General features: G+C 65.0%; 18 protein-coding genes. 7 read left to right on the top strand and 11 right to left on the bottom strand.

Annotated elements, in window-relative coordinates:
• Positions 1 to 31 precede the first annotated feature (31 nt).
• The 8 genes from J9314_RS14170 to J9314_RS14205 all read right to left on the bottom strand — a co-directional run bounded on the left by J9314_RS14170 (position 32) and on the right by J9314_RS14205 (position 8,796).
• Positions 32 to 1,228: a resuscitation-promoting factor gene (locus tag J9314_RS14170; RefSeq protein WP_210603002.1), complete on the bottom strand. Its 1,197-nt coding sequence runs from the start codon at positions 1,226 to 1,228 to the stop codon at positions 32 to 34.
• Between the two features lie 296 nt (positions 1,229 to 1,524).
• On the bottom strand, positions 1,525 to 2,502 hold the full coding sequence (locus J9314_RS14175) for a TatD family hydrolase (RefSeq protein ID WP_210603003.1): 978 nt from the start codon (positions 2,500 to 2,502) through the stop codon (positions 1,525 to 1,527).
• The gene (metG, locus tag J9314_RS14180) at positions 2,502 to 4,217 is read right to left on the bottom strand and encodes a methionine--tRNA ligase (RefSeq protein ID WP_210603004.1); all 1,716 of its coding nucleotides are present in this window, start codon (positions 4,215 to 4,217) and stop codon (positions 2,502 to 2,504) included. Before metG ends, J9314_RS14175 begins: the two co-directional genes overlap by 1 nt.
• A gap of 192 nt (positions 4,218 to 4,409) precedes the next feature.
• Positions 4,410 to 5,549, bottom strand: coding sequence for a PDDEXK family nuclease (locus J9314_RS14185; RefSeq protein ID WP_210603005.1), 1,140 nt, complete (start codon positions 5,547 to 5,549; stop codon positions 4,410 to 4,412).
• Between the two features lie 267 nt (positions 5,550 to 5,816).
• A complete protein-coding gene (gene rsmI, locus J9314_RS14190) occupies positions 5,817 to 6,686 on the bottom strand; it encodes a 16S rRNA (cytidine(1402)-2'-O)-methyltransferase (protein ID WP_210603006.1) in 870 nt (289 codons plus the stop codon).
• Positions 6,683 to 7,114 (bottom strand): DUF4190 domain-containing protein, encoded by a 432-nt coding sequence (locus J9314_RS14195; RefSeq protein ID WP_210603007.1) that lies wholly within the window; start codon positions 7,112 to 7,114, stop codon positions 6,683 to 6,685. Before J9314_RS14195 ends, rsmI begins: the two co-directional genes overlap by 4 nt.
• A 145-nt stretch (positions 7,115 to 7,259) precedes the next feature.
• Entirely contained in the window at positions 7,260 to 7,727 is a 468-nt protein-coding gene (locus J9314_RS14200; RefSeq protein WP_210603008.1) for a DUF4190 domain-containing protein, read from the bottom strand.
• Between the two features lie 262 nt (positions 7,728 to 7,989).
• Positions 7,990 to 8,796 carry a DUF4190 domain-containing protein gene (locus J9314_RS14205; protein WP_210603009.1) on the bottom strand — a complete coding sequence of 269 codons (807 nt, stop codon included), beginning with the start codon at positions 8,794 to 8,796 and terminating at the stop codon, positions 7,990 to 7,992.
• Between the two features lie 205 nt (positions 8,797 to 9,001).
• Here J9314_RS14205 and J9314_RS14210 point away from each other — a divergent pair, with 205 nt between their 5' ends.
• The 7 genes from J9314_RS14210 to J9314_RS14240 all read left to right on the top strand — a co-directional run bounded on the left by J9314_RS14210 (position 9,002) and on the right by J9314_RS14240 (position 18,282).
• A complete protein-coding gene (locus J9314_RS14210) occupies positions 9,002 to 10,855 on the top strand; it encodes a dolichyl-phosphate-mannose--protein mannosyltransferase (protein WP_210603010.1) in 1,854 nt (617 codons plus the stop codon).
• Between the two features lie 219 nt (positions 10,856 to 11,074).
• Entirely contained in the window at positions 11,075 to 12,355 is a 1,281-nt protein-coding gene (locus tag J9314_RS14215; RefSeq protein WP_246490758.1) for an acylneuraminate cytidylyltransferase, read from the top strand.
• Positions 12,352 to 13,239, top strand: coding sequence for an N-acetylneuraminate synthase family protein (locus J9314_RS14220; RefSeq protein WP_181273062.1), 888 nt, complete (start codon positions 12,352 to 12,354; stop codon positions 13,237 to 13,239). The genes J9314_RS14215 and J9314_RS14220 overlap by 4 nt, the downstream gene beginning before the upstream one ends.
• Positions 13,240 to 13,354: 115 nt before the next feature.
• Entirely contained in the window at positions 13,355 to 14,350 is a 996-nt protein-coding gene (locus J9314_RS14225) for a glycosyltransferase family 2 protein (RefSeq protein ID WP_210603011.1), read from the top strand.
• A complete protein-coding gene (locus J9314_RS14230) occupies positions 14,347 to 15,879 on the top strand; it encodes a polysialyltransferase family glycosyltransferase (protein ID WP_210603012.1) in 1,533 nt (510 codons plus the stop codon). Before J9314_RS14225 ends, J9314_RS14230 begins: the two co-directional genes overlap by 4 nt.
• Before the next feature lie 5 nt (positions 15,880 to 15,884).
• Entirely contained in the window at positions 15,885 to 16,877 is a 993-nt protein-coding gene (locus J9314_RS14235; RefSeq protein WP_210603013.1) for a hypothetical protein, read from the top strand.
• Positions 16,864 to 18,282 carry a DUF6716 putative glycosyltransferase gene (locus J9314_RS14240; RefSeq protein WP_246490404.1) on the top strand — a complete coding sequence of 473 codons (1,419 nt, stop codon included), beginning with the start codon at positions 16,864 to 16,866 and terminating at the stop codon, positions 18,280 to 18,282. The genes J9314_RS14235 and J9314_RS14240 overlap by 14 nt, the downstream gene beginning before the upstream one ends.
• Positions 18,283 to 18,335: 53 nt before the next feature.
• Here the strand turns inward: J9314_RS14240 and J9314_RS14245 are convergent, their stop codons facing one another.
• The 3 genes from J9314_RS14245 to J9314_RS14255 are packed head-to-tail and all read right to left on the bottom strand — an operon-like array spanning position 18,336 to position 21,562.
• Entirely contained in the window at positions 18,336 to 18,848 is a 513-nt protein-coding gene (locus tag J9314_RS14245) for a GtrA family protein (protein WP_181273058.1), read from the bottom strand.
• Between the two features lie 21 nt (positions 18,849 to 18,869).
• On the bottom strand, positions 18,870 to 20,531 hold the full coding sequence (locus J9314_RS14250; RefSeq protein ID WP_210603014.1) for a hypothetical protein: 1,662 nt from the start codon (positions 20,529 to 20,531) through the stop codon (positions 18,870 to 18,872).
• The gene (locus J9314_RS14255; protein WP_210603015.1) at positions 20,528 to 21,562 is read right to left on the bottom strand and encodes a glycosyltransferase; all 1,035 of its coding nucleotides are present in this window, start codon (positions 21,560 to 21,562) and stop codon (positions 20,528 to 20,530) included. Before J9314_RS14255 ends, J9314_RS14250 begins: the two co-directional genes overlap by 4 nt.
• Positions 21,563 to 22,022 lie beyond the last annotated feature (460 nt).

Below are 22,022 nucleotides of genomic sequence, written 5' to 3' on the forward strand. Positions count from 1 at the left end.
TCTGTGGGCGTTCCCAGACCAGTGTTTCAGATCAGGCGCACTGCCACTGTCCCCAGCCGGCTTCGGCCTGGAGCTTCTTCGCACGCTGGAACTGCTCCTGCGGGCTGGCATCAGACGGGTTGCCGCTGCCTCCCATGGAGTGCCAGGTCTGGGGCAGGAACTGGAACAGACCGAAGTGGGTGCCGTTCGAGGCCTTGGGGTCGAAGTTCGACTCGCACTCGACGACCGAGTACCACTTGGAGCCGGGTCCACCGAGCATCGCCTTGATCTCAGCGGTGCTCATGGAGCCGCCGCCCGAGCCGGAGCCGCCGGTGCTCGAGTCACCGGAATCGCCGGAGTCGGAGCCACCGGAGTCGGAGCCGCCGGTGTCGGCCGGGGTCTCCTTCTTCTTGGTTCCCTGGATGACGACCTTGGTCTTGGGCTCGGAGAGGACCTTCTCGTCCTTCTTCTCCTTCTTCACCTCTTCACCGTTGATGGTCTTGACCTTGTAGACGACCTGCTTCTCGCCGTCCTTACCCTCGGACTCGACCTTGGTCTCACCCTGGTAGAGGGAGTCGGACTTCTTGGTCTCGACCTTGGCCTTGATGGCCTGCTTGTCCTTGACGGTCTTGTTCTCGACGCGGTTGACTGTGAGCACCTGTCCGTCGGAGAGTTCGGCGGACATCGGCACGGACAGGAAGTCGTCCTTCTTGAGCTCGACGCCCGATTCCTTCAGCGCTTCCTTCGCGGTGCCCACGGCAGCCGAGACCTTGTGGTCCTTGCCGTCGGCGACGACGGTGAGATCCTTCGACGTGGTCACGTCGATGTCGTTGTCGTCTTCCTTCAGCCGCTGCTTGGCATCGGCGTTGAGGTCGGCGCCCTTCGCGTCGACGCCGAGGTCGGCGAGTGCCTGACCCACGGTGTTCGCGTTGGTCCATTCGCTCGACTTCTTACCGTCGACCGACAGCGAGACCTTCTTCGCGGTATTGACCGTGATCGTCATGTCCCGGTCGACCTTCGTGCCGACGCCGGGCTTGACCTGGTCGCGCTTGTCGACGTCGACGTCATGGCTGTCGAGGATGTCACCGACGGTTCCGCCGAAGGTGCGAATCTCCTCGGCCTGACCGTTGACGTCCAAGGTCACAGGCTTGTTCATCGTCACGACGGCACCCGTGCCACCGACGAGTCCGGTGATCACGACCGCCTGAGCAGCGATCTGAACCTTGCGGTTCTTCAGAAAATCAATCACAAAAATATCCCTGAGCAGAGTTTATCGACCTGACCACTGTAACCGATTCGTTACACCGCTCGCAAAATATCACGGAAATGTAACGGTGAGAGTTTGCTGAGAGCCCGCCTGACCTGGAATTCCCTGTGATTCCGGGGCTCTCAGGTCCGTGACAAACCCTCGCCGAGGCGGCCCTGCATTCCGTTATCCTGCTCACAGATCAGGGGCTGGCTTGAGCAGCGCACGGCGCTTCCGCACACGCCTTCGCCCCCAGTGACGAAACACGTCGCGAGCTCCCGTCCCAACCGCCTGGGTTCTCAGTCCCAGCTGCCGATGGCTCTCTCGGCGTTGGCCCATACGGCCGCGCAGAGATCCGCTTCGCTCATGTCGCGCACTTCGGCGAGCTTCCGCGCGGTGATCGCGGTGAGGTACGGCCCGCCGGGCTTCCCTCGGTGCGGGTGCGGGGTGAGGAACGGGGCGTCGGTCTCGGTGAGCAGAAGCTCGAGCGGAGCGGCGGCCGCGGCACGGCGCAGTTCGTCGGCGTTCTTGAACGTGAGGTTTCCGGCGAAGGACATGTAATAGCCTGCGGCTGCGCACTCGCGAGCCATCGCTTCGTCACCGGAGAAGCAGTGGAAGATCGTGACCTCGGGAGCGCCTTCCTCTTTGAGGATGCGCAGCACATCGGCATGTGCTTCGCGGTCGTGGATCTGCAGGGCACGTCCGGTGCGCTTGGCGATCTCGATGTGGGCGCGGAAGGAGCGGTGCTGTTCGGCCACTCCCTCTTCTCCGGTGCGGAAGTAATCGAGGCCGGTCTCCCCCACCACACGCATGCGGTCGTGCGAGGCCACGAGCGTCTCGATCTCGGTGAGAGCATCGTCGAGCAGACCGCGCTCGGCCAGCCGCGGCGCCTCGTTCGGATGGAGTGCCGCTCCCCCGAGCATCCATGTCCGGCCGTCGGCCGGCGGCGCGGGAACGGTGGCAGAGTCGGTGACTCGGGCCGCCTCGGCGGTACCTGCGTACTGGGCGGCAACAAGCTCGGTCGTCCACCGTGCTGCCGGGAGGTCGCAGCCGATCTGGATGATGCGACGGACTCCCGCCTCGGCGGCGGTGTCGTGGAAGAAGTCGAGCGAGGGGAACTCCTCGTCCTCGTTCGGGGTTACCTCGGGTTCGGGTTCACCGGCCCCCAGCGGCAGCCGCACACCGGTGCAGATGTCGAGGTGAGTGTGGGTGTCGACGACGGGGTGGGCGAGCGGTTCGGGCACCGGTGGATAGGTTCCGGCGGCGCGCGAGGCCATTACTCGGACTCCTCCACGAACTTCGGGAAAACGGGCTCGGGCTTCGGCAGCGGGGTGCCCGGCTCGAGCGGGAACTCGACTGCGGCGAAGGACCGGGGATCCACCTCGGCGGCGGCGATCCCACCGGCGGCCGCCTCGGCGACATTCGGTGCCAGGCCGGCCGAGGCATACGCCGCACCAGCGGCGACACCGATGCCCGCACCTGCGGTCACGGTCTCCATCGCCTCGGCACCGGACCCGGATTCGGCCGCAGTCGGCAGGACCTTCGCTCCGGCCTCGCCGGCACCTTCGGGGACACCGAGGAGGTCGAGGATCTTGCCGGCCGAATCGGGCATAACGGGCTGGATGAGGATCGAGATGATGCGCACGACCTCGATCGTCACCCACAGCACGGTGGCCATGCGGTCCGGATCGGTCTTCTTCAGCTTCCACGGCTCCTGTGCGGAGAAGTAGCGGTTGGCCTCGGTCAGCACCTTCCAGCAGGCCTCGACGTAGAGGTGGAGGGCCTGGGTGTCGACGTGCCGGCGGGCGGTGTCGGGTACGGCCCGGGCGAGCGCGAGCAGGGCCTCGTCCGCCTCGGTGAGAACGCCGGGCTGCGGCACCTGCGCGTCGCAGTTCTTCGCGATCATCGACAGGGAGCGCTGGGCGAGGTTGCCGTACTCGTTAGCCAGATCCGAGTTCTTCCGGGTGATGATCGAGTCCTTCGTGTAGGACCCGTCCTGACCGTAGGAGAACTCGCGGAAGAGGAAGAAGCGCAGCGTGTCCAGGCCGAAGGCGTCGACGAGGTCGAGCGGGTCGACGACGTTGCCGACGGACTTCGACATCTTCTCTCCGGAATTGAAGAGGAAGCCGTGGGCGTGGACGCGCTTCGGCAGCTCGATGCCGGCGCTCATGAGGAACGCGGGCCAGTAGACGCTGTGGAAGCGGATGATGTCCTTGCCGATGATGTGGACGTCGGCGGGCCACCATTTGTTCAGACGTTCCTGGTCATCGGGGTAACCGGCGGCGGTGAGGTAGTTCGTCAGAGCGTCGATCCACACGTACATCACGTGCTTCTCGTTGCCGGGGACGGGCACGCCCCAGTCGAAGGTGGTGCGGGAGACCGAGAGGTCCTTGAGGCCGGAGGCGACGAAGGAGGCAATCTCGTTGCGGCGGGAATCGGGGCCGATGAACTCGGGATGGGTCTTGTACAGCTCGAGCAGCTTGTCCTGGTACTTCGACAGGCGGAAGAAGTAGGACTCCTCTTCGGTCCAGGTCACCTCGGTGCGGGTCTCCTTGGACAGGCGCACACCGTCGACGACCTCGGTTTCGTCTTCTGTGTAGTAGGCCTCGTCGCGCACGGAGTACCAGCCGGCGTAGGTGTCGAGGTAGATGTCGCCGGCCTCTTCGAGCCTGCGCCAGATGGCCTTCGACGCCTCGTAGTGGTCTTCGTCGGTGGTGCGGATGAACCGGTCGAAGGTCGAACCGAGGGCGAGCTGGGTGTCGCGGAAGTTCTTCGCGTTGTCGTCGGCGAGTTCCTTGGGTGTGATGCCGAGCTTGTTCGCGGCCTGCAGCATCTTCAGCCCGTGCTCGTCGGTGCCGGTGGCGAAGAAGACCTCGTGATTGTCCAGTCGCTTGAACCGGGCGATCGTGTCGGCCGCAATGTACTCATAGGCATGCCCGATGTGAATGGCCCCATTGGGGTAGGCAATCGCTGTCGTCAAGTAGTAACCCATAGGTCACTCAGTCTAAGGGACGCGGCGTTGCGGGCGTGCACGGGTCCGCGGGAGTGCGGTGGTGTGCGCGAGGTCCCGAGGCTTCCGGCACAGTGTGCGCTGAGTAGCCCAGGTTCGGAACTGGGCTGCCCAGCCTAAGTTGTGCTGAACCAGGCGATCGCGTCCTGAACCAAGCGAGCGCGACAAGCGGAGTCACAGAATCAGCCGCTCGCGACACCGGCTCTTCAGCTCAGGCACTTGTTGGAAGAGCTTCTGGCCGAACTTCTTCGCCTCGAGTACCTCATTGAACTTGAATCGCACGACCTTGTAACCCATCGCCAACAGCCGGTTGTGCTGACGGCTCTCCTTGTTCATCACGTCGAATCCGCCGTCGACGTATTTCTGCGTCCCGTCCACATAGATCGCGACTCTGTCCTCCCGGAACAGGAAATCGAGTCGTGTCAGCAGCCGACCGCCATCGCGGATCTCGACTTGCTGGATGAACTCGTGCAGTCCCAGCAGATGCAGGCTGAGAGAAGCACGGCTCTCCGCATAGCTTTCCGACAGCGGCGATACGTACGTCGCGAGAGCCGAAGCGATTTTCCGCCCCCTGGACAATCGTGAAATCGGTGAGCTGAACACTTCCTCGACGGCCTCTGGCACGTCATCCATGAGAAACGGCGCATACCCGATTCTGAAGATTTCGTCTTCGTCGTCGCCGACCATGTGCCGACGAAGTGTCTGTTCCATTGCGGCGAAGCAGGCTCCCGCGCCGAGCTCTGCCCTCAAGTCCAATGCGGTTCGTGCCGCCGAGGTCACTCGAAGCCCATCGACCAGGCAGACATCGTCGTCCGAGATCGGCCTGCGCCGCCTGATGAGTTCGGAAGAGGACGTACTCGAGACCGGATGGAACACCGACACCGCTTGTTCCGGCTCGTTGAACATCCCTAACTTATGCAGTCGAGCGGCTGATATGCCGCACACGATGTCGCCGGGCCGATAGTGCGGGTAGTGACGTATCCGTAAGATCTTGAGGTGGTCCTGGTACGACCGTGCCTGCTCACGATCTTGGTGGCGCCCTGTCTCGTGATAGTTCAACCAGGCGATGTCATCGGCGAAATCCTGGAACCGACGGTGGGCGCGAGTCTCACATCTGCGGATGACCGAATAGACGCCGCGCGACAGTTTCATCAGGCAGCATTTCAACGCATTGCTGATGTCCGAGTTGGTCGCCCCTGCAATTCGCAGATCCTGGAAGTACACAACATTGCTCTTCATGTCGGCATCGTCACTGCCGTGCCCTGGCGCGACAAGGGCAGAAGAATCGCCTGTGGATTCGCCGATTCGGTCCACAGCGATAGGTGTGCAAGTGGTGGCCCTGTCCACAGTGGTCACAGCGCAAGTGATCGCAGCAAGTGGTCGCAGCATGTGGCCCCAGAGTATGGGTCGGTCACTTTTCCGACTCACCTGAGGCTGAGTAGCCCAAGTTCCGAACTGGGCTGCTCAGCCTGAGTTGTGCCGATTGCTGTCCACACCTGAGTACGCCGAAGTCGAGTCCGCGATTAGGCGGCGAGAAATGAGGTAGGTGGCCCCGGGGATGGCAAAGCACCAGCACGGCCCTCACTCCCGGTGGAGCCAGGCCTCGTAGACGTCTCGTTTCGACAGCCCGAATCTCTTCGCCACCTGTCCGGCGGCTTCCTTCGCGCGCACCCCGGCATCGACCAGAGCACTGACCTCGCCGAGGTGGTCCTCCGGAGCCGTTTCGACCTCGGCGGCGCCGGCGAGCACCAGGGTCAGTTCCCCTCGCAGCCCTTCGGCGGCGAGTTCCCGCAGGGATCCGACCGTCCCGCGCAGGGTCTCCTCGTAAGTCTTCGTGAGTTCGCGACTGATGCTCATGGGCCGGTCGTCGCCGATCACCTCGGCGAAGTCGTCCATCGCATCGACGATGCGGTGGGGGCTTTCGAAGAAGACCATCGTCCGCTTCTCGGCCTTGAGTTCCTCGAGCAGAGACTTTCGCTGTCCGGACTTCCGGGGCAGGAACCCTTCGAAGCTGAAGCGATCGCTCGGCAGTCCTGAGACCGCCAAGGCCATGAGCACCGCGGACGGGCCCGGGGTCGACGAGATGGCCAGCCCCGCCTCGGCGCAGGCCCTGACCACGCGATAGCCGGGGTCGGAGACGGCGGGCATTCCCGCATCGGAGAGCAGAACCACGGTCTCACCTGCGGCGATGAGGTCGACGAGCTCGGGCGCGCGATGCCCTTCGTTGTGGTCGAAGACGCTGACGACGCGGTTCGTGTGGGTGAGGTTGAGCCGCTGCGCCAGGGAGAGGAACCGCCGCGTGTCCTCGGCGGCGATGACATCGGCGGTTTCGATGGCATGCCGCATCCGCGGGCTCGCATCGCCGAGGTTGCCGATCGGAGTCCCGACCAGGATGAGTCGTCCGCCGGTGGGGTCGGGACCGGGCGACTCTGAATCACTCGGCTGCGTCACGAGGCTCCGGCTGTGCCGAGGATGAGGGCGAACATGCCGAGATAGAGGAAGATGATGGCCAGGAAGCCGAGGACCCACAGTGCGGTGCCGACATACCCGACCCACAGTGCGCCGACCGCCATGCCTTCGCCACGTTCACCGCTGACGCTGATCTGCTTCTTGGAGATGTGGCCCATGATCACCCCAGCGATGCCGCCGATGATCGGAAACATCATGAATCCGGCGACGGAGCAGACGAGCGCGACGACGGAGAGCGTGTTCGTCGGCGGCAGCGGCTGGTAGACGTAGCCCGGGCCGCCGGCATACTGCGTGTTGGCAGCGTATGCCCCATTCGAGCCGTAGGACTGTGCCCCGTAGCCGCTGCCCGCATTCGACTGCGGCTGCTGGTAGTACATGTCCGGATTGTTCCAGTTGTTCTGGCTGCTCATGGTGAAGTCTCCTTGTGTCTGCCTTCAACGGTACAGAGTCGTCGATTCCGGCAAAAGGTGGGGCGGTTACAGGTCTGTCACAGTTGCGGAGCGATCAAGGCTCGTCAGGACAGCACGGCGGCTCGGTCCCCGACCCCGCGAATCGTCAGCTGACAGTGCCACCTCCTGCGGCGATGCCGACGCCGATGACCAGGGCGATGATGCCGAAGTAGACGAGCCAGAAGCCGATCCAGAAGAGAACGCTGAGGTAGCCCAGCCACAGTCCGGCCACTGCCATTCCATTGCCACGTTCACCGCGCTTCTTGATCTGTGAACGGGCGACGTGACCGAAGATGATCCCGACGATGCCGAAGAGGAAGATCGATGAGGTGAACGAGATGAGCGTGAGCACCAGCGACACGATCGCCGCGGAGTTCGTCGGCGCGACCTGCTGGTAGATGACGACCGGAGCCGCATTGCCGTAGGTGACAGGTGTGTGCACCGAGGCCGGAACCACCGCAGCTTCAGCCGGCACAGCTTGCGGCGCCGAGGCGGCCGACACCGAACCGTTCATCGCCGACGATCGGTTCGATCCGGTGTAGGTGCTGCCGATGGGCAGTTGGCGCGTGTACATGTCAGTTGCTCTCCGATGGCTCTGGCCGGTCGTGGGGCCCGGATTCCACGGTTCCCCTTGTCTGACACCTACGCTATCGAGGTCCGACGCACCCGGACTCCGAATCGTGTTGCAGTCCTGCACCAGGGATTGCAGGGCCGGAATCCGACCTCGCCGAGGCGGCTCATCGATTGTCGCGAACTGTCCCGACGCACAGGGTTGCCGTGCGTGGAGAGTGGTGAGTCAATTGAGGCCGCTCAGCCGGCGAGTCAGTCCCGACGGTTCAGGAGCCGCCCATCATGGCCAGGAAGCCGATCCCGAAGATACCGATCACAATGAGCATGCTCAGGAGTCCGAGACCGATGCTGACATAGCCGATGATCAGTCCGGCCAGCCCCTGACCGCGCCCTTCTTCACCGGTGCGCTTGATCTGGCTCAGGCCGATGTGTCCGAAGATGATGGCGAGCACGGGTGCGATCCACAGGAACATCGCGATGAAGCTGAACAGGTATCCGATGAACGGAATCAGCGAGAGCACGCCGCAGACGAACCCTCCGCCGATGCCGCCGATGCCCATCCACATCGACCACACGGCCATCTTGTTCGCCACGGGCCGGACGATCATCGGCTGCGCACCATAAGTCATCGGCTGGCTGTAGGCACCCTGTTGGCTGTAAGCACCCGGCTGACTGTACGAACCATAGGCACCTGGTTGGCTGTAGGCACCCTGTTGGCTGTAAGCACCCGGCTGACTGTACGAACCATAGGCACCTGGTTGGCTGTAGGCACCCTGTTGGCTGTACGGGTCGGACTGGCTGTAGCCACCGGGCTGGCTGTAGCCTCCCTGACCGTAGCCATTCTGCTGGCTATACGGGTCGGACTGGCTGTAGCCGCCCTGCCCATATGGCTGACTCTGACCGTACGACTGACTCTGGCCGTACTGCTGGCCTTGCGAGTACTGCTGATCCTGCCCATAAGCCTGGCCCTGCGAGTACTGTCCCGAACCGTTCTGCGGCTGGGACCCGTAGTTGTTGAATTGCTGCGAGCCGACCTGAGGCGGGTTCGGTCGGTAATCGGGGTTGTTAGACACGTGCTTCACCGTTCTGGCTCGGACTCTGGCTGTCTTCCACTACCCTAGTGGTCCGCGCCGACGAATGCTCGCCGATACCGCTGTCCGTGCCGAACCTCATCTTCCATGTTCCCGCCGACTCGACTTCCCCGAGCACTTTCCACCCGACTACTCCCTGCGGGTCGCATGAGAGTCCGACCGCGCCCGCTCTCTAAACTGGATGACGATGACACACACCGCAGACTCCCCGGCCCCCACCCGGCGCATCGCCCGCGAACGCCTGGCGAAGCGACGCGAGAAGGTGCGCGCCGGAGCCGCGGCCATGCGGCGGCGGACCTTCCACGCCGGCATGTGGGCCACCCGCGCACCGCTGTGGATGTGGCCGACCCTGCTCATCATCACCGGCATCGGCGCGGCCCTGCGCCTGTTCCGCCTCGACTTCCCCCACCGCCTGATCTTCGACGAGACGTACTACGTCAAGGACGGGTACTCGGTCTTCAACTTCGGCTACGAGCGCTCCTGGCCCGAGAACGCCGACGACTCCTTCAACGCCGGCGACCCCAGCGTCATCGAGCCCACCCCCGAATACGTCGTCCACCCGCCGCTGGGCAAATGGCTCATCGGCATCGGCATCCACCTCTTCGGCGTCGACGACTCCTTCGGCTGGCGCTTCTCGGTGGCGATCATCGGCACCCTGACGATCTTCCTCCTCGGCGTCATCGCCTGGAAGCTCTTCCGCTCGGCGTTTTTCGCCTGCGTCGCCGCCGGCCTCCTCGCCGTCGACGGCGAGCACTTCGTCCACTCCCGCACGAGCCTGCTCGACATCGTCCTCATGGCTTTCGTGCTCCTCGCCTTCTTCTTCATCGTGCTCGATCGCGAACAGGTGACCAAGCGCCTCGCCCGCTGGACGAATGCGACCGCGGCTCCCCCGCAGACCGATGGCCAGCACACCGACTCCGCACCCGCTGATTCCCATCGACCCGGTTCCACCCTCGCCGAGGCGGCCCACTCCGAGACCCGCACCCGACGGAGGCGTCGGGCCACGTCCGGGGGCACCGTGAATTTCGGGCCCCGCCTCGGCGTGCGTCCCTGGGTGATCGCCGCGGGAATCAGCATCGGCCTGGCCATGGGTGTGAAGTGGTCGGGTCTCTATGCGGCCGCCGTGTTCGGGATCCTCCTGGTCGCGTGGGACGTGCATTCTCGGTACAGGGCCGGGGTCGTCCATCCGTGGCTGGGCATGCTTCTTCGCGATGCCGTCCCGTCGTTCCTCAAATTGGTCCCGGTCGCGTTCATCACCTATCTGGTGTGCTGGACCGGGTGGATCCGCTCCGACAATGCATGGGATCGGCACTGGGCTGCCGAGAACTTCGGCTGGTGGCAGTCGCTGCCGGACTGGCTGCAGTGGCTGCCGTCCCTGGCGCACTATCACTACACGGCGTATTCGTTCCACGTCGGCCTCGATTCCGAACATCCGTACATGTCGAATCCGTGGGGCTGGATCGTGCAGTGGCGGCCGACGTCGTTCTACTACGAGTCCTACGATCACGGTTCGATGGGATGCATGGTCGACAAGTGCTCCTCGGCGATCACCTCGGTGGGCAACCCGGTGATCTGGGGACTTGCACCGTTCGCCGTGCTCATCTGCCTCGTGGTGTGGATCATCCGCCGAGACGTCCGCCCCGCCGTCATCCTCGCCGGCCTCGCCGCGACCTGGTTGCCGTGGTTCGCCTACCAGGAGCGGACGATCTTCACGTTCTACACGATCGTCATGGTGCCCTTCGTCGTGCTCGCCGTGACCTACTGCCTCACCCTGCTGTGGGGTCGAGCGCCGGATCGTGGGGCAGACAGCTCCACGAAGCCCGGCATCGTGACCACGTCGGGCACCGGGGCCAGGTCCGGATCCGCGACCAAGCGGCTCTTCGCGCGCGTCTCCATCGCACTGTTCTCCCGCCGGATGGTCGTCGGTGCCGTCCTTGCCGCTGCTGTCCTCGCGTTCGCCTACTTCTGGCCGATCTACACCGGCGAGGTCATCCCTTTCTCCGCCTGGAACAACCGGATGTGGAACATCACCTGGCGCTGACCGGCGTGCAGCTCGCTGCCTCGCACCACCCCACCAGCACTTTCGTCACGGCTTCGCCATCGAAGGGTCGCCTCGGCGACATGGCGTGTTCACCTTGAGGTAACACCGCATCGTTAGCGTCGAATCATTGTGAATGACCTTTCGACGACCCCTCAACAGAATGCCCCCGAGCCGACGCCGGGAGCAGGCACCACCGCGGCCCTCGCGACGCCGGCCAACCTGCACCGGACCGTCGCCATCATCCCCGCTCGCGGCGGCTCCAAGGGGATCCCGCTGAAGAACCTGCAGAAGGTCGCGGGAGTCTCGCTCCTGGCCCGCGCCGTCCACGCCGCGCAGGCGAGCCCGAGCATCGACCGCGTCATCGTCTCGACCGACCACGACGGCATCGCCGCCGAAGCCCAGCGCGCCGGCGCCGAGGTATCCCGCCGACCCGCGGCCATCGCCGGGGACACCGCGACCAGCGAATCCGCACTCATCCACACCCTGTCGACCCTCGATGAGGACGTCGACATCACGGTGTTCATGCAGTGCACCTCCCCCTTCATCGACTCCGCGTCCATAGAGAACGCGGTGCGCACCGTCCGCGACGACGCAGCCGACGTCGTGTTCTCCGCGGTCGAGGACCACTCCTTCCTGTGGCGCCTCGACGACGAGGACACCGCCGTGGCCGTCGGCCATGAGGCCAGCTACCGCCCCCGCCGTCAGGACCGAGCCAAGCACTTCAACGAGACCGGCGCGTTCTACGTCATGCGCACCGCCGGCCTCATCGAGCACGAGCACCGTTTCTTCGGCCGCATCGGCATCGAAGAGGTCCCGCCCGAGCACGCCCGCGAGATCGACGACATGTCCGACCTCAGTCTCGTCCGCGCCATCGCCTCCACACAGGAGACCGCGCAGGTCATCGACGTCGACGCCCTGGTCACCGACTTCGACGGCGTCCACACCGACGACGGCGCCTACGTCGACGAGGACGGCAACGAACAGGTCCGCATCCACCGCGGCGACGGCATGGGGGTCTCCCGCCTGGTCAAGGCCGGAGTGCCGGTGATGATCCTGTCGAAGGAACGCAACCCGGTCGTCACCCGCCGCGCGGAGAAGCTGCACGTCGACGTCGCCCAAGGCATCGACAACAAGGCCCACATCCTCATCGCATGGATGGAGACGAACGACCTCGACCCGGCCCGCGTGGCCTACGTCGGCAACGACATCAACGACCTCGAGGCCTTCGACGTCGTCGGCTGGCCCATCGCGGTCGCCGACGCCCACCCCAAGGTCATCGCCGCGGCCCGCGTGGTCCTCGACCGACCCGGCGGCAGGGGTGCCGTGCGTGAGGCCTGCGACCTCATCCCGATCCCCGCCGAGGCGGCCGGGCACCTCCCCGGACCGACGCTGACCTCCGTATCCGCCACCTTCACCGACCATCAACCGTCAACCGGGCAGCAGCCGCTGCTCACCACCCACGCAGCCACGCCGCGTGCCAACCGAAAGCAGGTTTCATGACTGATCAACTCGCCCCCGTGGCCATCGGCAATCAGCTCGTCGGCCCGAATCAGCCCGTGTACATGATCGGTGAGATCGGCATCAACCACAACGGCGACGTCGAGATCGCCAAGCAGCTCATGGATGTCGCCGTCACCGCCGGCGCGAACGCCGTGAAGTTCCAGAAGCGCAACCCCGAGGTCGCCGTCCCCGAACACCAGAAGTCGAAGATCCGCTCGACCCCGTGGGGCGAGATGACCTACATCGACTACAAGCACCGCGTCGAGTTCGGCATCGATGAGTACACCGAGATCGACCGCTACGCGAAGGAAGTCGGACTGCAGTGGTTCGCCTCCCCGTGGGACACCGATTCCGTCGACTTCCTTGAGAACGAGTTCGATGCGCTCACCTACAAGGTGGCCTCGGCCTCGCTGACGGACTTCGAACTGCTGCGCGCGATCGCCGCCACCGGCAAGCCCGTCCTGTGCTCCTCGGGCATGTCCGACTGGGAGACCCTGGATCGGGCCGTCGAGGTCTTCGACCGGGACAAGCTCGTCCTCATGCACGCCACCTCGACCTATCCGCTGCCGCCCGAAGAGGTCAACCTCAAGGCGATCCCGGCCATGCGTGAGCGCTACGGCGTGCCGGTCGGCTACTCCGGTCACGAGCTCGGCCTCGAGATCTCCTTCGCCGCCGCGGCTCTGGGTGCTGTGACCATCGAACGCCACATCACGCTCGACTCCTCGATGTGGGGTTCGGACCAGTCGGCCTCGATGGAGCCCCGCGAGTTCGCTTCTCTCGTCAAGGGCGTCCGCGTCCTCGAGACCGCTTTCGGCGACGGCGAGAAGCGCATCATGCCGGGCGAGGAATCGAAGATCGATTCGCTGCGCAAGGTCACCGTCTGAGCATTCGTCGGAAGCCACCTCGGCGAGGGATTCCTGCGCCGAGGTGGCTCTTCTCTGCCCGCCCCAACGACCGCCGGGCCGACGCCGGAATGACCGCAATCCTCGGAGAACGCCTGTGACCGATTTCGACCTGAGCATCATCATCCCCGCCAAGGACGGCGCCGCTTACCTGGGCACGCTCTTCCGTTCGCTGCTGAAGCAGGGGGACGTCTGGGACCGCACCCAGCTGATCTTCGTCAACGACGGATCGAGCGACGAGACCCCCGAACTGCTCGAGGAATTCAGCACCTGGTTCCCCCATTTCGAGGTGCTGACCAACCCCGAGGCCACCGGCCTCGCCAATGCCCGCAACAAGGGACTGGCCGCCGCCGAAGGCGAGCACATCGCCTTCCTCGACGGTGACGATTGGCTCGCACCGGGGCACCTGTCGGCGCTCCTCGACGCGGCGCACCGCCTCGGCGTGGATTTCCTCCGCTGCGATCACACGACGGTGGAGGGGACGAAGCGAGTCCGGAAATCGGCACCGATGTCCGTGCGCAACGTGCCGCTCGACCCGCGGGTGGGCATCCTGCCCGTCTACGAGTCGACGATGGTCGACTATCCGTATGCGTGGGCGGGACTGTTCCATCGTCGGGTGCTCGACCAGGGGATCCTCCATTTCCCGGAGAACTTCATGACCGCCGAGGACCGGTCGTGGATCTGGCGCCTGCACCTGCAGGCCGATTCCTTCGCCGTCGTCGACGCTCCCGGGATCCTCTACCGGAGGGGAATGACGAATTCGCTCTCACGCATCGTCGACGCCAGGCAGCTCGACTTCATCCGCGCCTTCGGTCAGATCTTCGACCTCGTCGACGCGGACCCGCAGGCGGAGCATTTCTGGCCGAAGGCCATCCGGAACTGGCTGGCCATCCTCGATCACCAGATCAATCGGTTCGGCGCCTCCCCTGCACCGCTGCGGTCTCAGCTGCGGCAGGGTTCGCGGACGATCTCGGCGAAGATCCCCGCCGAACTGCTCAGGGAGGAGTTCGTGCTTCAGAAGCATGCTCGTCAGCTCAACGTCAGCAGCTACCTCAACGATGCTTCCTCGTTCGTGTTGGAGATGGTGAAATGAAACAGGTATTCCTGGCTTCGACGCTGTTCGAGCTCGTGTGCCTGGCTGCCGGCATCGACAGCGGCGAATACGACCGGCCTGCTGAACCGGCCCTCATGGAAACCGGCGGTGAAGCCGCCGAGGATGTGCCACCGGCATCCGAACGGATCCTGCTCGTGAGCAACAACGCGGTCGTCATGGAGCTCTCAGACTCATTCGTCGAGACACCAGGGGCCGACTCCCTGGTGCGCAGATTCGACCGAGTCGTCGACCTCAATCAGGCGCTGGCACCGCTGCATGTGCATCCGTCGTCATGGCGGCCCGACCATGCGGATCTGCCGATCGTCGAAGACTATCTGCGTCGCCTGTGGGGACTGGAGAACGAGGACGTCGAACTCATCCTCGAATCACCGCAGGTCAATCCCGCGATCGCTCTCGGGCGGGTGTTCTCACGTGCCACGATCCGTGTGCACGCCGACGGTCTGATGAGCTTCGGACCCACCCGGAACCAGATTCCGCTGACGAATGGGCAGCGGATGTCTGTGCTCCACTATCTCCCGCTGGTGCCGGGAATCTCTCCGCGGCTCCTCAGCGAATTCGACATCGTTCACCGTCCCCTGACCTTCGAGGCGTTCACCGCGGTCGTCAGAGAGGTCGGAGAGCATTCGGCCGAAGCGCTCGAATCCGAGCTGGGCGGCGTGCTGAAGGCTGGTGAGTCGGGTGGCTCTGCGTCGGGTGAGTCTGGGTCGGGCGGCTCTGGGTCGAGGACCTCGTCCTCGGCCGGCGAGACCCTGCCGTGGGCCCTCGTCGTCGGTCAGTACCTGTCGGCGCTCGGCCTCATCAGCAGCGAAGAGGAGACGCAGCTGCATGTCGAGATGATCGAAGGCGCTGCGGCCCGCGGACTGAGGTCGGTGGTGTTCAAACCGCACCCGGCCGCTCCGCCCTCGCAGACAGGTCCCCTGTTCGAGGCGGCTGAGCGCCTGGGCGTCGAGCTGCACATCCTCACGCTGCCCGTGATGGCGGAGGTGATCATCGACCGGCTCCGTCCCGACCTCATCGTCGGCGGGTTCTCCACCGCGTTGATGACGGCTCGAGAGATCTATCGGATTCCGGCGCTCTCGGTCGGCGCCGACCTGCTGCTCGATGCGATCACCCCGTACCAGAACAGCAATCGGATCCCGCTGACGGTCATCGCCGAGATCTGCGACGGCAGCATCCCTGCGCTGGACGATGCGCTCGACACTGTGCAGCTGGAACGACTGCTCGCCGCGGTCACATACTGCATGGCACCGGGCCTGTCTCACGACCTCCGAGGTCAGGCAAGTGCGTTCCTGTCCGAGGTCTTCGACGAGGACGGCCGCGGAAATCCCGCGGCTGCCCAGAGCTACCGTCGCTATTTCAAACGCAAGCGGCTGACCGCTCTCGACCTGCCGGGAAGCCTGTCCAAGGCCTTCGCCCCCAGAAGGGTCGTCAAACGCACAGGAACCCTAGCCATCAAGGCTATCGTGAGGAAGCAGAAGCGCATCATGAATCGGATCCACAGCCGGTGACACCCGTGAGCAAGAACCGCACCGCCGTCGCCTTCGTCGAATCCCCGCTCCAGTTCCTCTCCGCGCTCGAATCCCACGAGCCGAATGAGGATCTGCTCATCCGTGCCCGGGCGAGCGCGAAGGGCATGACCTCGTTCCTCGATGCTTTCGATCCCGCCTGGCTGCCGAAGAACGTGCGTCTCGAACGCGACGGTGCGAAGCCGGGAGTGCTGCGGAAGTCGGCCTTCGACCGGATCTACCTCGGTGATGCCTGCTCAGGGCAGGTGCACAAGGCCCTGGCGTTGGCGTACCTCGAGCGTCGCATGCCTGAAATCGTCATCCTCGACGACGGCCTGGCCACGTATTCGACGATCGAGATCCTCACCGCCAAGCGCGGCCCCCTGGTGCGTCCGCGGCAGAAGCTCAAGGCCTCGCGCACGATCATGGCCGCCCATGTCGCCGACCGGTTGCGCGGCCAGGCGACGGTGGGCAGACTGCGGTGGCACACCGCGCTGCCGGTGGCCAAGCCGCTGCGCAAGGCGTTCCTCAAATCCGGCGGCGAGATCACCCGCCACCGCTTCGAACACCTCCAGACCCTGCCGACCGGCGGCAGCCACCCGCGGGACAACCCGGTCATCGGCTCGTCCCTCGCCGCCGACGGACTCATCGCGGAGAAGGACTATCGGGCGTGGGTCGACAGCATCGTCGACGCCCACGGATCGATCACCTACTATCCGCACCGCCGGGAGGCCGACGAGTTCCTCGCCGACCTCGCCCGCGACGAACGGGTGCGCATCAAACACGTCGGTCTGCCGATCGAGCTGCGCCTGATCAACCTTCCGCCTGATTCGACGATCCGCAGCCTGCCGTCGACTGCGGCGGTGTCACTGGCGGTGCTCAATCCGGACGTCACCATCGACGTCACCGAAGTCCCGGCCAAGTGGTGGACCGGGGCCGCGCCCGATAGTCTGCGAAAGACCCTCAACTCCCAATCGGTCAAGGCAGATGACGACACCTGATCCCTCCGACCCGTACAGCAGCGGTCCTCTGATGCCGCCGTCAGCCGCCGGACCGTCACGCTCGGCCACCGCACCGTGGCTGTCGGCCACCGCACCGCGCCGATCGGCTGGCCTCGACCCCATCCGCATCCTCTCGGTCTCCGACAGCGAGTCCTACCTCAAATGGGCGGCCCAGCTGCTGTCCAGCCTGCCGGATGTCGAGGGCCGCGTCTTCCTCATCGACAACCCGATCCTGCCGACCGACGAGCAGATCGCCAGCGCCGTGGCCGGCACCGATTGGCAGCACCGCGAGATCCCCGTCATCGCGCGCTCCGACCTCGCTCAGGTCATCGCCGACCATTCCCCCGACATCGTCCTCGGTGCCGCCACCGGGCCGATCGTCGCCCAGGTCTTCCTCACCGCACACAGCCGGGCCGACCGTCCCGCTCTGGTCTCGGGTCTGCCCGGCATGGGCCTGCCGGCCAGCGGCAAGGGGATGAACTATCGCCGGCTGATGGATGCGTTCATCGCACATTCCTTCGCCGAGGTGGCCGCCTACACCGAGGCCAGCACCGCAGCTCAGGTGCCGTGCGAGGTGCTGTTGGCTCGCCTGCCGATGCTCCGTTCGGAGGGTATCCCGCGGCTTCGGACATCCACCATCACCGAGGCGGCCCCACCCGCGCCGGGTCCCACTTCGGACCGTGACTCACACACCACACCCCCTGCCAGCCCGCGCTCTCTGGATGCCTCGAACACTCTCGCGGTTCCGCGTACCCTCGTGTTCACCCCGCAGGCGAAAGTCCCCGCCGAGCGTGCTGACCGCGAAGCGATCATTGCAGCACTCGCCGAGTTCGCCGACCGGCATCCGAAGTCGACGGCCGTGATCAAGATGCGTTCGCGTCCAGGCGAGTTCGAAACCCATCACGAGCAGCACTCCTACTTCGAGATCCTCGCCGACTTCCGGACTCGCCGCGTTTCCGGCGCCGATCGCATCGAGCTGGGTTACGGCCCTCTCAGCGACTTCCTGGATTCGGAATCGGCCTTGGTCACCGTGTCATCGACGGCGGCACTCGAGTCCATCGACCGGGGCGTGCCGACCCTGCTCATCTCGGACTTCGGTATCGACCGGGAGCTGCTCAACGAGGTCTTCGCCGAGTCCGGTGCCACCGGAACACTGGCCGACGTGGTCGCCGGAAACATCGGATTTCCTGACCCTGAGTGGCTGGCCGAGAACTACTTCCACTCCGACGACGGGCAGCTTCGTCGCGACCTCGGACTGTTGGCCACTCGGGCGAAGGCCGGTCAATTGCCGAACCGTCGATCGGCCTTCCTCAAGCAGAAGCGCCTGCTCCTGCGCGCGGAACTGCGCACAGTCACACCGGCGCCGATCATCAGCGCCTACCGCAGGCTCCGCTACGCCCGCTGACGCGGATTGCCGCAGAGCGCTCAGCATCAAGTGGCTGAACTGGCCGACTGTGCTCAGCTCCGGTCGTCGGGGACTCGGCTCGGCTCTTCCAAGGGCACGACCACCTCGGCGTCGGGGGTGTGGTCCTTGAACACCCACGTCCGGTACGCGTAGAAGCGGAAGATCATCGCCAGCCCGATGCCGATGACGTTCGTCGAGAGGTTGTAGGTGAGCTGGTCACGCATATCGAGCAGGTACCAGGTCACGCCGAGAGGGACGACCGAGATGATCATGCCGACGAGGTTGACGATGACGAACAGGACGACGCCGCGCAGGTTCGACTGGGTGGTCCGGTCCCCGTAGGTCCAGAGTCTGTTGCCCAGCCACACGACGATCATCGACAGGATCGTGGAGATGATCTTCGACTTGATCGGGCTGCCGTCGAGCAGAGCGGGGATCGGGCCGAGCCCGTAGGCGAGGACATTCGACAGCCCGACGTCGACGATATAGCCGAGCCCGCCGACGGTGAGGAACTTGAAGGCTTCCACCGCGAGGCGCCGGAGACGGACCGAGAATGACTCTTTCATAACTGAAAACAGTCTATGACCCTAGGTTTCGGACTCGCTGGATGCCGCGCTCGGCAGTGTGGCTGTGTCCGGGCTGCCTCGCCTCCAGGTCGAGAGCGCAAGCACGCAGGCGACGGTCACGGCCAAGGCCGGCCAGAAGGTGTATCGGAAATGGTTGGCCGGCACGATCGGGAAGTATCCCGCGATGTAGCACAGCGCCGAGGTGGCCAGGACCGTGATCTCGGGCCCGAAGCGTGGCGAGGGCCGCCTCGGTGCTGGCTGGTGCGCCGGGGACCGCGAAGCCTTCCGGCGCGTGTGCACGACCGCTGCCAGCAGCAAGACGGCGATGAGCGTCCAGAACCACGGTTTGAACAGCATCGGGAACGTTGCGAGAGCGAAGTCATTGACGAAGGGCTCGAAGATGAAGTCAGCCTTCGTGTTGCCGGTCGGATAGCCGATCTTCTTCGCCTCTGCGTCCCAGTCGGACTCCCAGTACTCGAGCTTCGACGAGAAGAAGTACATCGAATAGACCGAGGCCCGGTATTCGACGTACCGCACCGGGTGGGTGATCACTTCGTTCAGCCACAGGTCCCTGAGCTCATCCTGATCAGCCAAAGGACTGAAGGCGCGACCGCTGACACCGCGGCCGTAGCAGTTCCAGTACGCGTCCCAGATCTCGCCCTTCGCCAGACATGTGTCCCGGGCGGAGCTGATGTGGTCCTTGAGTTCGGCCGGGGCGTCTGAGGCCTGCAGCTGAGCTTCGGGCACAGAGAACATCACATCATCGAGGAAGATCTGCGAGATCTGTCCGGTGTGCTCGACCTCGACGCGCGACCCGATCGCCGCATCCGTGGCCACGGTGCCCGCGCCGATGATGCCGAGGAAGAGCACCGACAGCCCCGTCAGGGCGAGGATGGTGCGCGGCTTGGATCTCGGGGCAGGGCGCTGCTCGGGAAGGTCATGCGACTGTGCAGCCCGGCGCCACCTCGTCGGCCGGGCCTCGAGCAGGCAGAAGGCGGCGTAGACGGCGATCGGCACGAGAGCGAACACGGCGTTCTTCCGCAGCGCCACCGCATAGACGAGCAGCATCACCGCGGGAATCCACAGCACGATGACCCACGACGCCCACGATGTCAGCGACCGCCGGCTCAGTCGGATGACGGCGATGAGGACCACTGCCAGCAGCAGGGCCACTGCCATCTGCGAGTCCTTCCACAGGGTCGTCATCTGCGACAGCACCCACGGAGCGGCCATCACCGCAGGCCCGAGCAGGGACACCCAGCGGGGGCCGCCTCGGCGATGGATGAGCACTCCCGTCACCCACACGGCCACGGCCAACAGAACCACCTGCAGGACAAGGAGACTGCCCGGATCACCGGTGAGATCGATGAGCACCTTCCACACGGCGCTCATCACCGGCGGATGCCAATCGCTCACGGGTGCTTTCCCGATCGCCTGCTGCCACTGATTGCCGATGTCGACGTTGATGCGCCCGGGCGCAAACAGGCGGATGAAGATGTACGACCAGGCGAAGGTGATCGCCGCAAGAAGCAGATCCCAGACCCATGGCTGAGACACCACCTCGCGAACATTCGCCCCGAAGGCCGGAGTAGCGGGAGCGGCCGGAGTGGCCGGAGTGCCCGCGGCGGCTGGTGCGAATGAGCTGCCCGATGCGTCCGCGTCGTCGGAGTCAGATTGCGTCATGAAGCCAGTCGCGCCTGCACCTGCTCATCGGCTCGCCGTCGGCCGGCATACAGCCGGTCAGCAGTCTGTTCCGGAGCCTGCCGCTGTATGGCGGTTCCGGCCTGGACGGCAGGCAGGCCGAGGTAGACCAGCCGGGACGTCTCACGGCGGGCACGCCGCAGACCGTCCAAGGTCAGTCCCACGCTGCCGAGCAGGAACGCCAGCCCCATGAGTGCTGCGGCGAGGATCGCGGTCGGGAACCTCGGCACGAGTCCGGTCTGCCAGAACTCCCAGACCACGGGAATGCCGAAGACCAGCGACAGGGCCGCAAGCAGCAGAGTGAGGCTGCCGTAGAACAGGCGCGGTCGTTCGTGCCTCACGAGTGCGGAGATGAGCCCGAGGATGCGGAACCCGTCCTTGAACGTCGAGAGTTTCGACTCGCTTCCATCGGGTCGGTCGCGGAAGTCCACGGCCACCTCGGTGGTGGGAAGGCGCAGGGACATCGTGTGCACGGTCAGCTCGGTTTCGATCTCGAACCGGCGGCTGATCGCGGGGAACGACTTGACGAAGCGCCGGGAGAACACCCGGTAGCCCGAGAGCATGTCCGAGACCTCGGAGCCAAAGAGCGCCCCGGTCAGCCGGTTGAACATCCGGTTCCCCGCCTCGTGGCCGGGGCGGTACGACGTGGTCTCCTGGTTGTCCTGACGCACCCCGAGCACGTGGTCGTACGGGCCCGAGATCAGCGTGTCGATCATCTCGGGCAGGTGCGCGGCCTCGTAGGTGTCGTCGCCGTCGATCATCACGTAGATGTCAGCGTCGATGTCGGCGAAGGCGCGGCGGACGACGTTGCCCTTGCCCGGCACGTTCTCCTTGCGCACGATCGCGCCCGCCTCGGCGGCACGCTGCGAGGTGCGATCGCTCGAGCAGTTGTCATAGACGTAGACAGTGATTCCGGGGACGGCGGCCTTGAGGTCGCCGACGACCTTCGCGACGGTGATCTCTTCATTGTGGCAGGGAACGATCGCCGCGATCCTCGCCCGTTCTTCGTACATGCATATCCCAACGTCGCCTGTTCCCGAATCTGATCATTCAGGGATACGCCGCCGAGGTTGCCGCAGGGTTACGACAAGGAGAACTGTCGTCCGCGTTGGCGGGCACTTCCCGTCGTGTTCATCTGTCGGCCATCTTGCGCAGGGTTCGTGTGAGTGCTCGTCGCGGGCGCGGTGAGGTCGCGGGGACGGTGAGTATGTTCCCATCGCGCGGGGACGGCAACACCCTTCGTGCGGACGATTGGCGCACTTCGCGTGGACGAGTTGGCACCCTCCGGTCAGGCGATTCGGGTGAGTCGTTCATCACGATCGTTCGGTTGTGCGTCGATTTATGACATCCGCCTGTGAGCATCCTGGAATTCCTTGGCATCCTGAATCGTCGGCATTACTGGATCGTAGGCCGACTCATCCCCCTTCATCCGCCGCCCACCACCGTGCGCGGCGCTGACCAACCACACGAGGA

Source organism: Brevibacterium oceani (assembly GCF_017948325.1).
Taxonomy (GTDB): domain Bacteria; phylum Actinomycetota; class Actinomycetes; order Actinomycetales; family Brevibacteriaceae; genus Brevibacterium; species Brevibacterium oceani.

Bases quoted from the DNA above. Each gene is read 5' to 3' on its own strand.
- J9314_RS14175 (WP_210603003.1), bottom strand. From the start codon at position 2,502: ATGGCCTCGCGCGCCGCCGGAACCTATCCACCGGTGCCCGAACCGCTC.
- metG (WP_210603004.1), bottom strand. From the start codon at position 4,217: ATGGGTTACTACTTGACGACAGCGATTGCCTACCCCAATGGGGCCATT.
- J9314_RS14195 (WP_210603007.1), bottom strand. From the start codon at position 7,114: ATGAGCAGCCAGAACAACTGGAACAATCCGGACATGTACTACCAGCAG.
- J9314_RS14200 (WP_210603008.1), bottom strand. From the start codon at position 7,727: ATGTACACGCGCCAACTGCCCATCGGCAGCACCTACACCGGATCGAAC.
- J9314_RS14210 (WP_210603010.1), top strand. From the start codon at position 9,002: ATGACACACACCGCAGACTCCCCGGCCCCCACCCGGCGCATCGCCCGC.
- J9314_RS14220 (WP_181273062.1), top strand. From the start codon at position 12,352: ATGACTGATCAACTCGCCCCCGTGGCCATCGGCAATCAGCTCGTCGGC.
- J9314_RS14230 (WP_210603012.1), top strand. From the start codon at position 14,347: ATGAAACAGGTATTCCTGGCTTCGACGCTGTTCGAGCTCGTGTGCCTG.
- J9314_RS14240 (WP_246490404.1), top strand. From the start codon at position 16,864: ATGACGACACCTGATCCCTCCGACCCGTACAGCAGCGGTCCTCTGATG.
- J9314_RS14245 (WP_181273058.1), bottom strand. From the start codon at position 18,848: ATGAAAGAGTCATTCTCGGTCCGTCTCCGGCGCCTCGCGGTGGAAGCC.
- J9314_RS14250 (WP_210603014.1), bottom strand. From the start codon at position 20,531: ATGACGCAATCTGACTCCGACGACGCGGACGCATCGGGCAGCTCATTC.
- J9314_RS14255 (WP_210603015.1), bottom strand. From the start codon at position 21,562: ATGTACGAAGAACGGGCGAGGATCGCGGCGATCGTTCCCTGCCACAAT.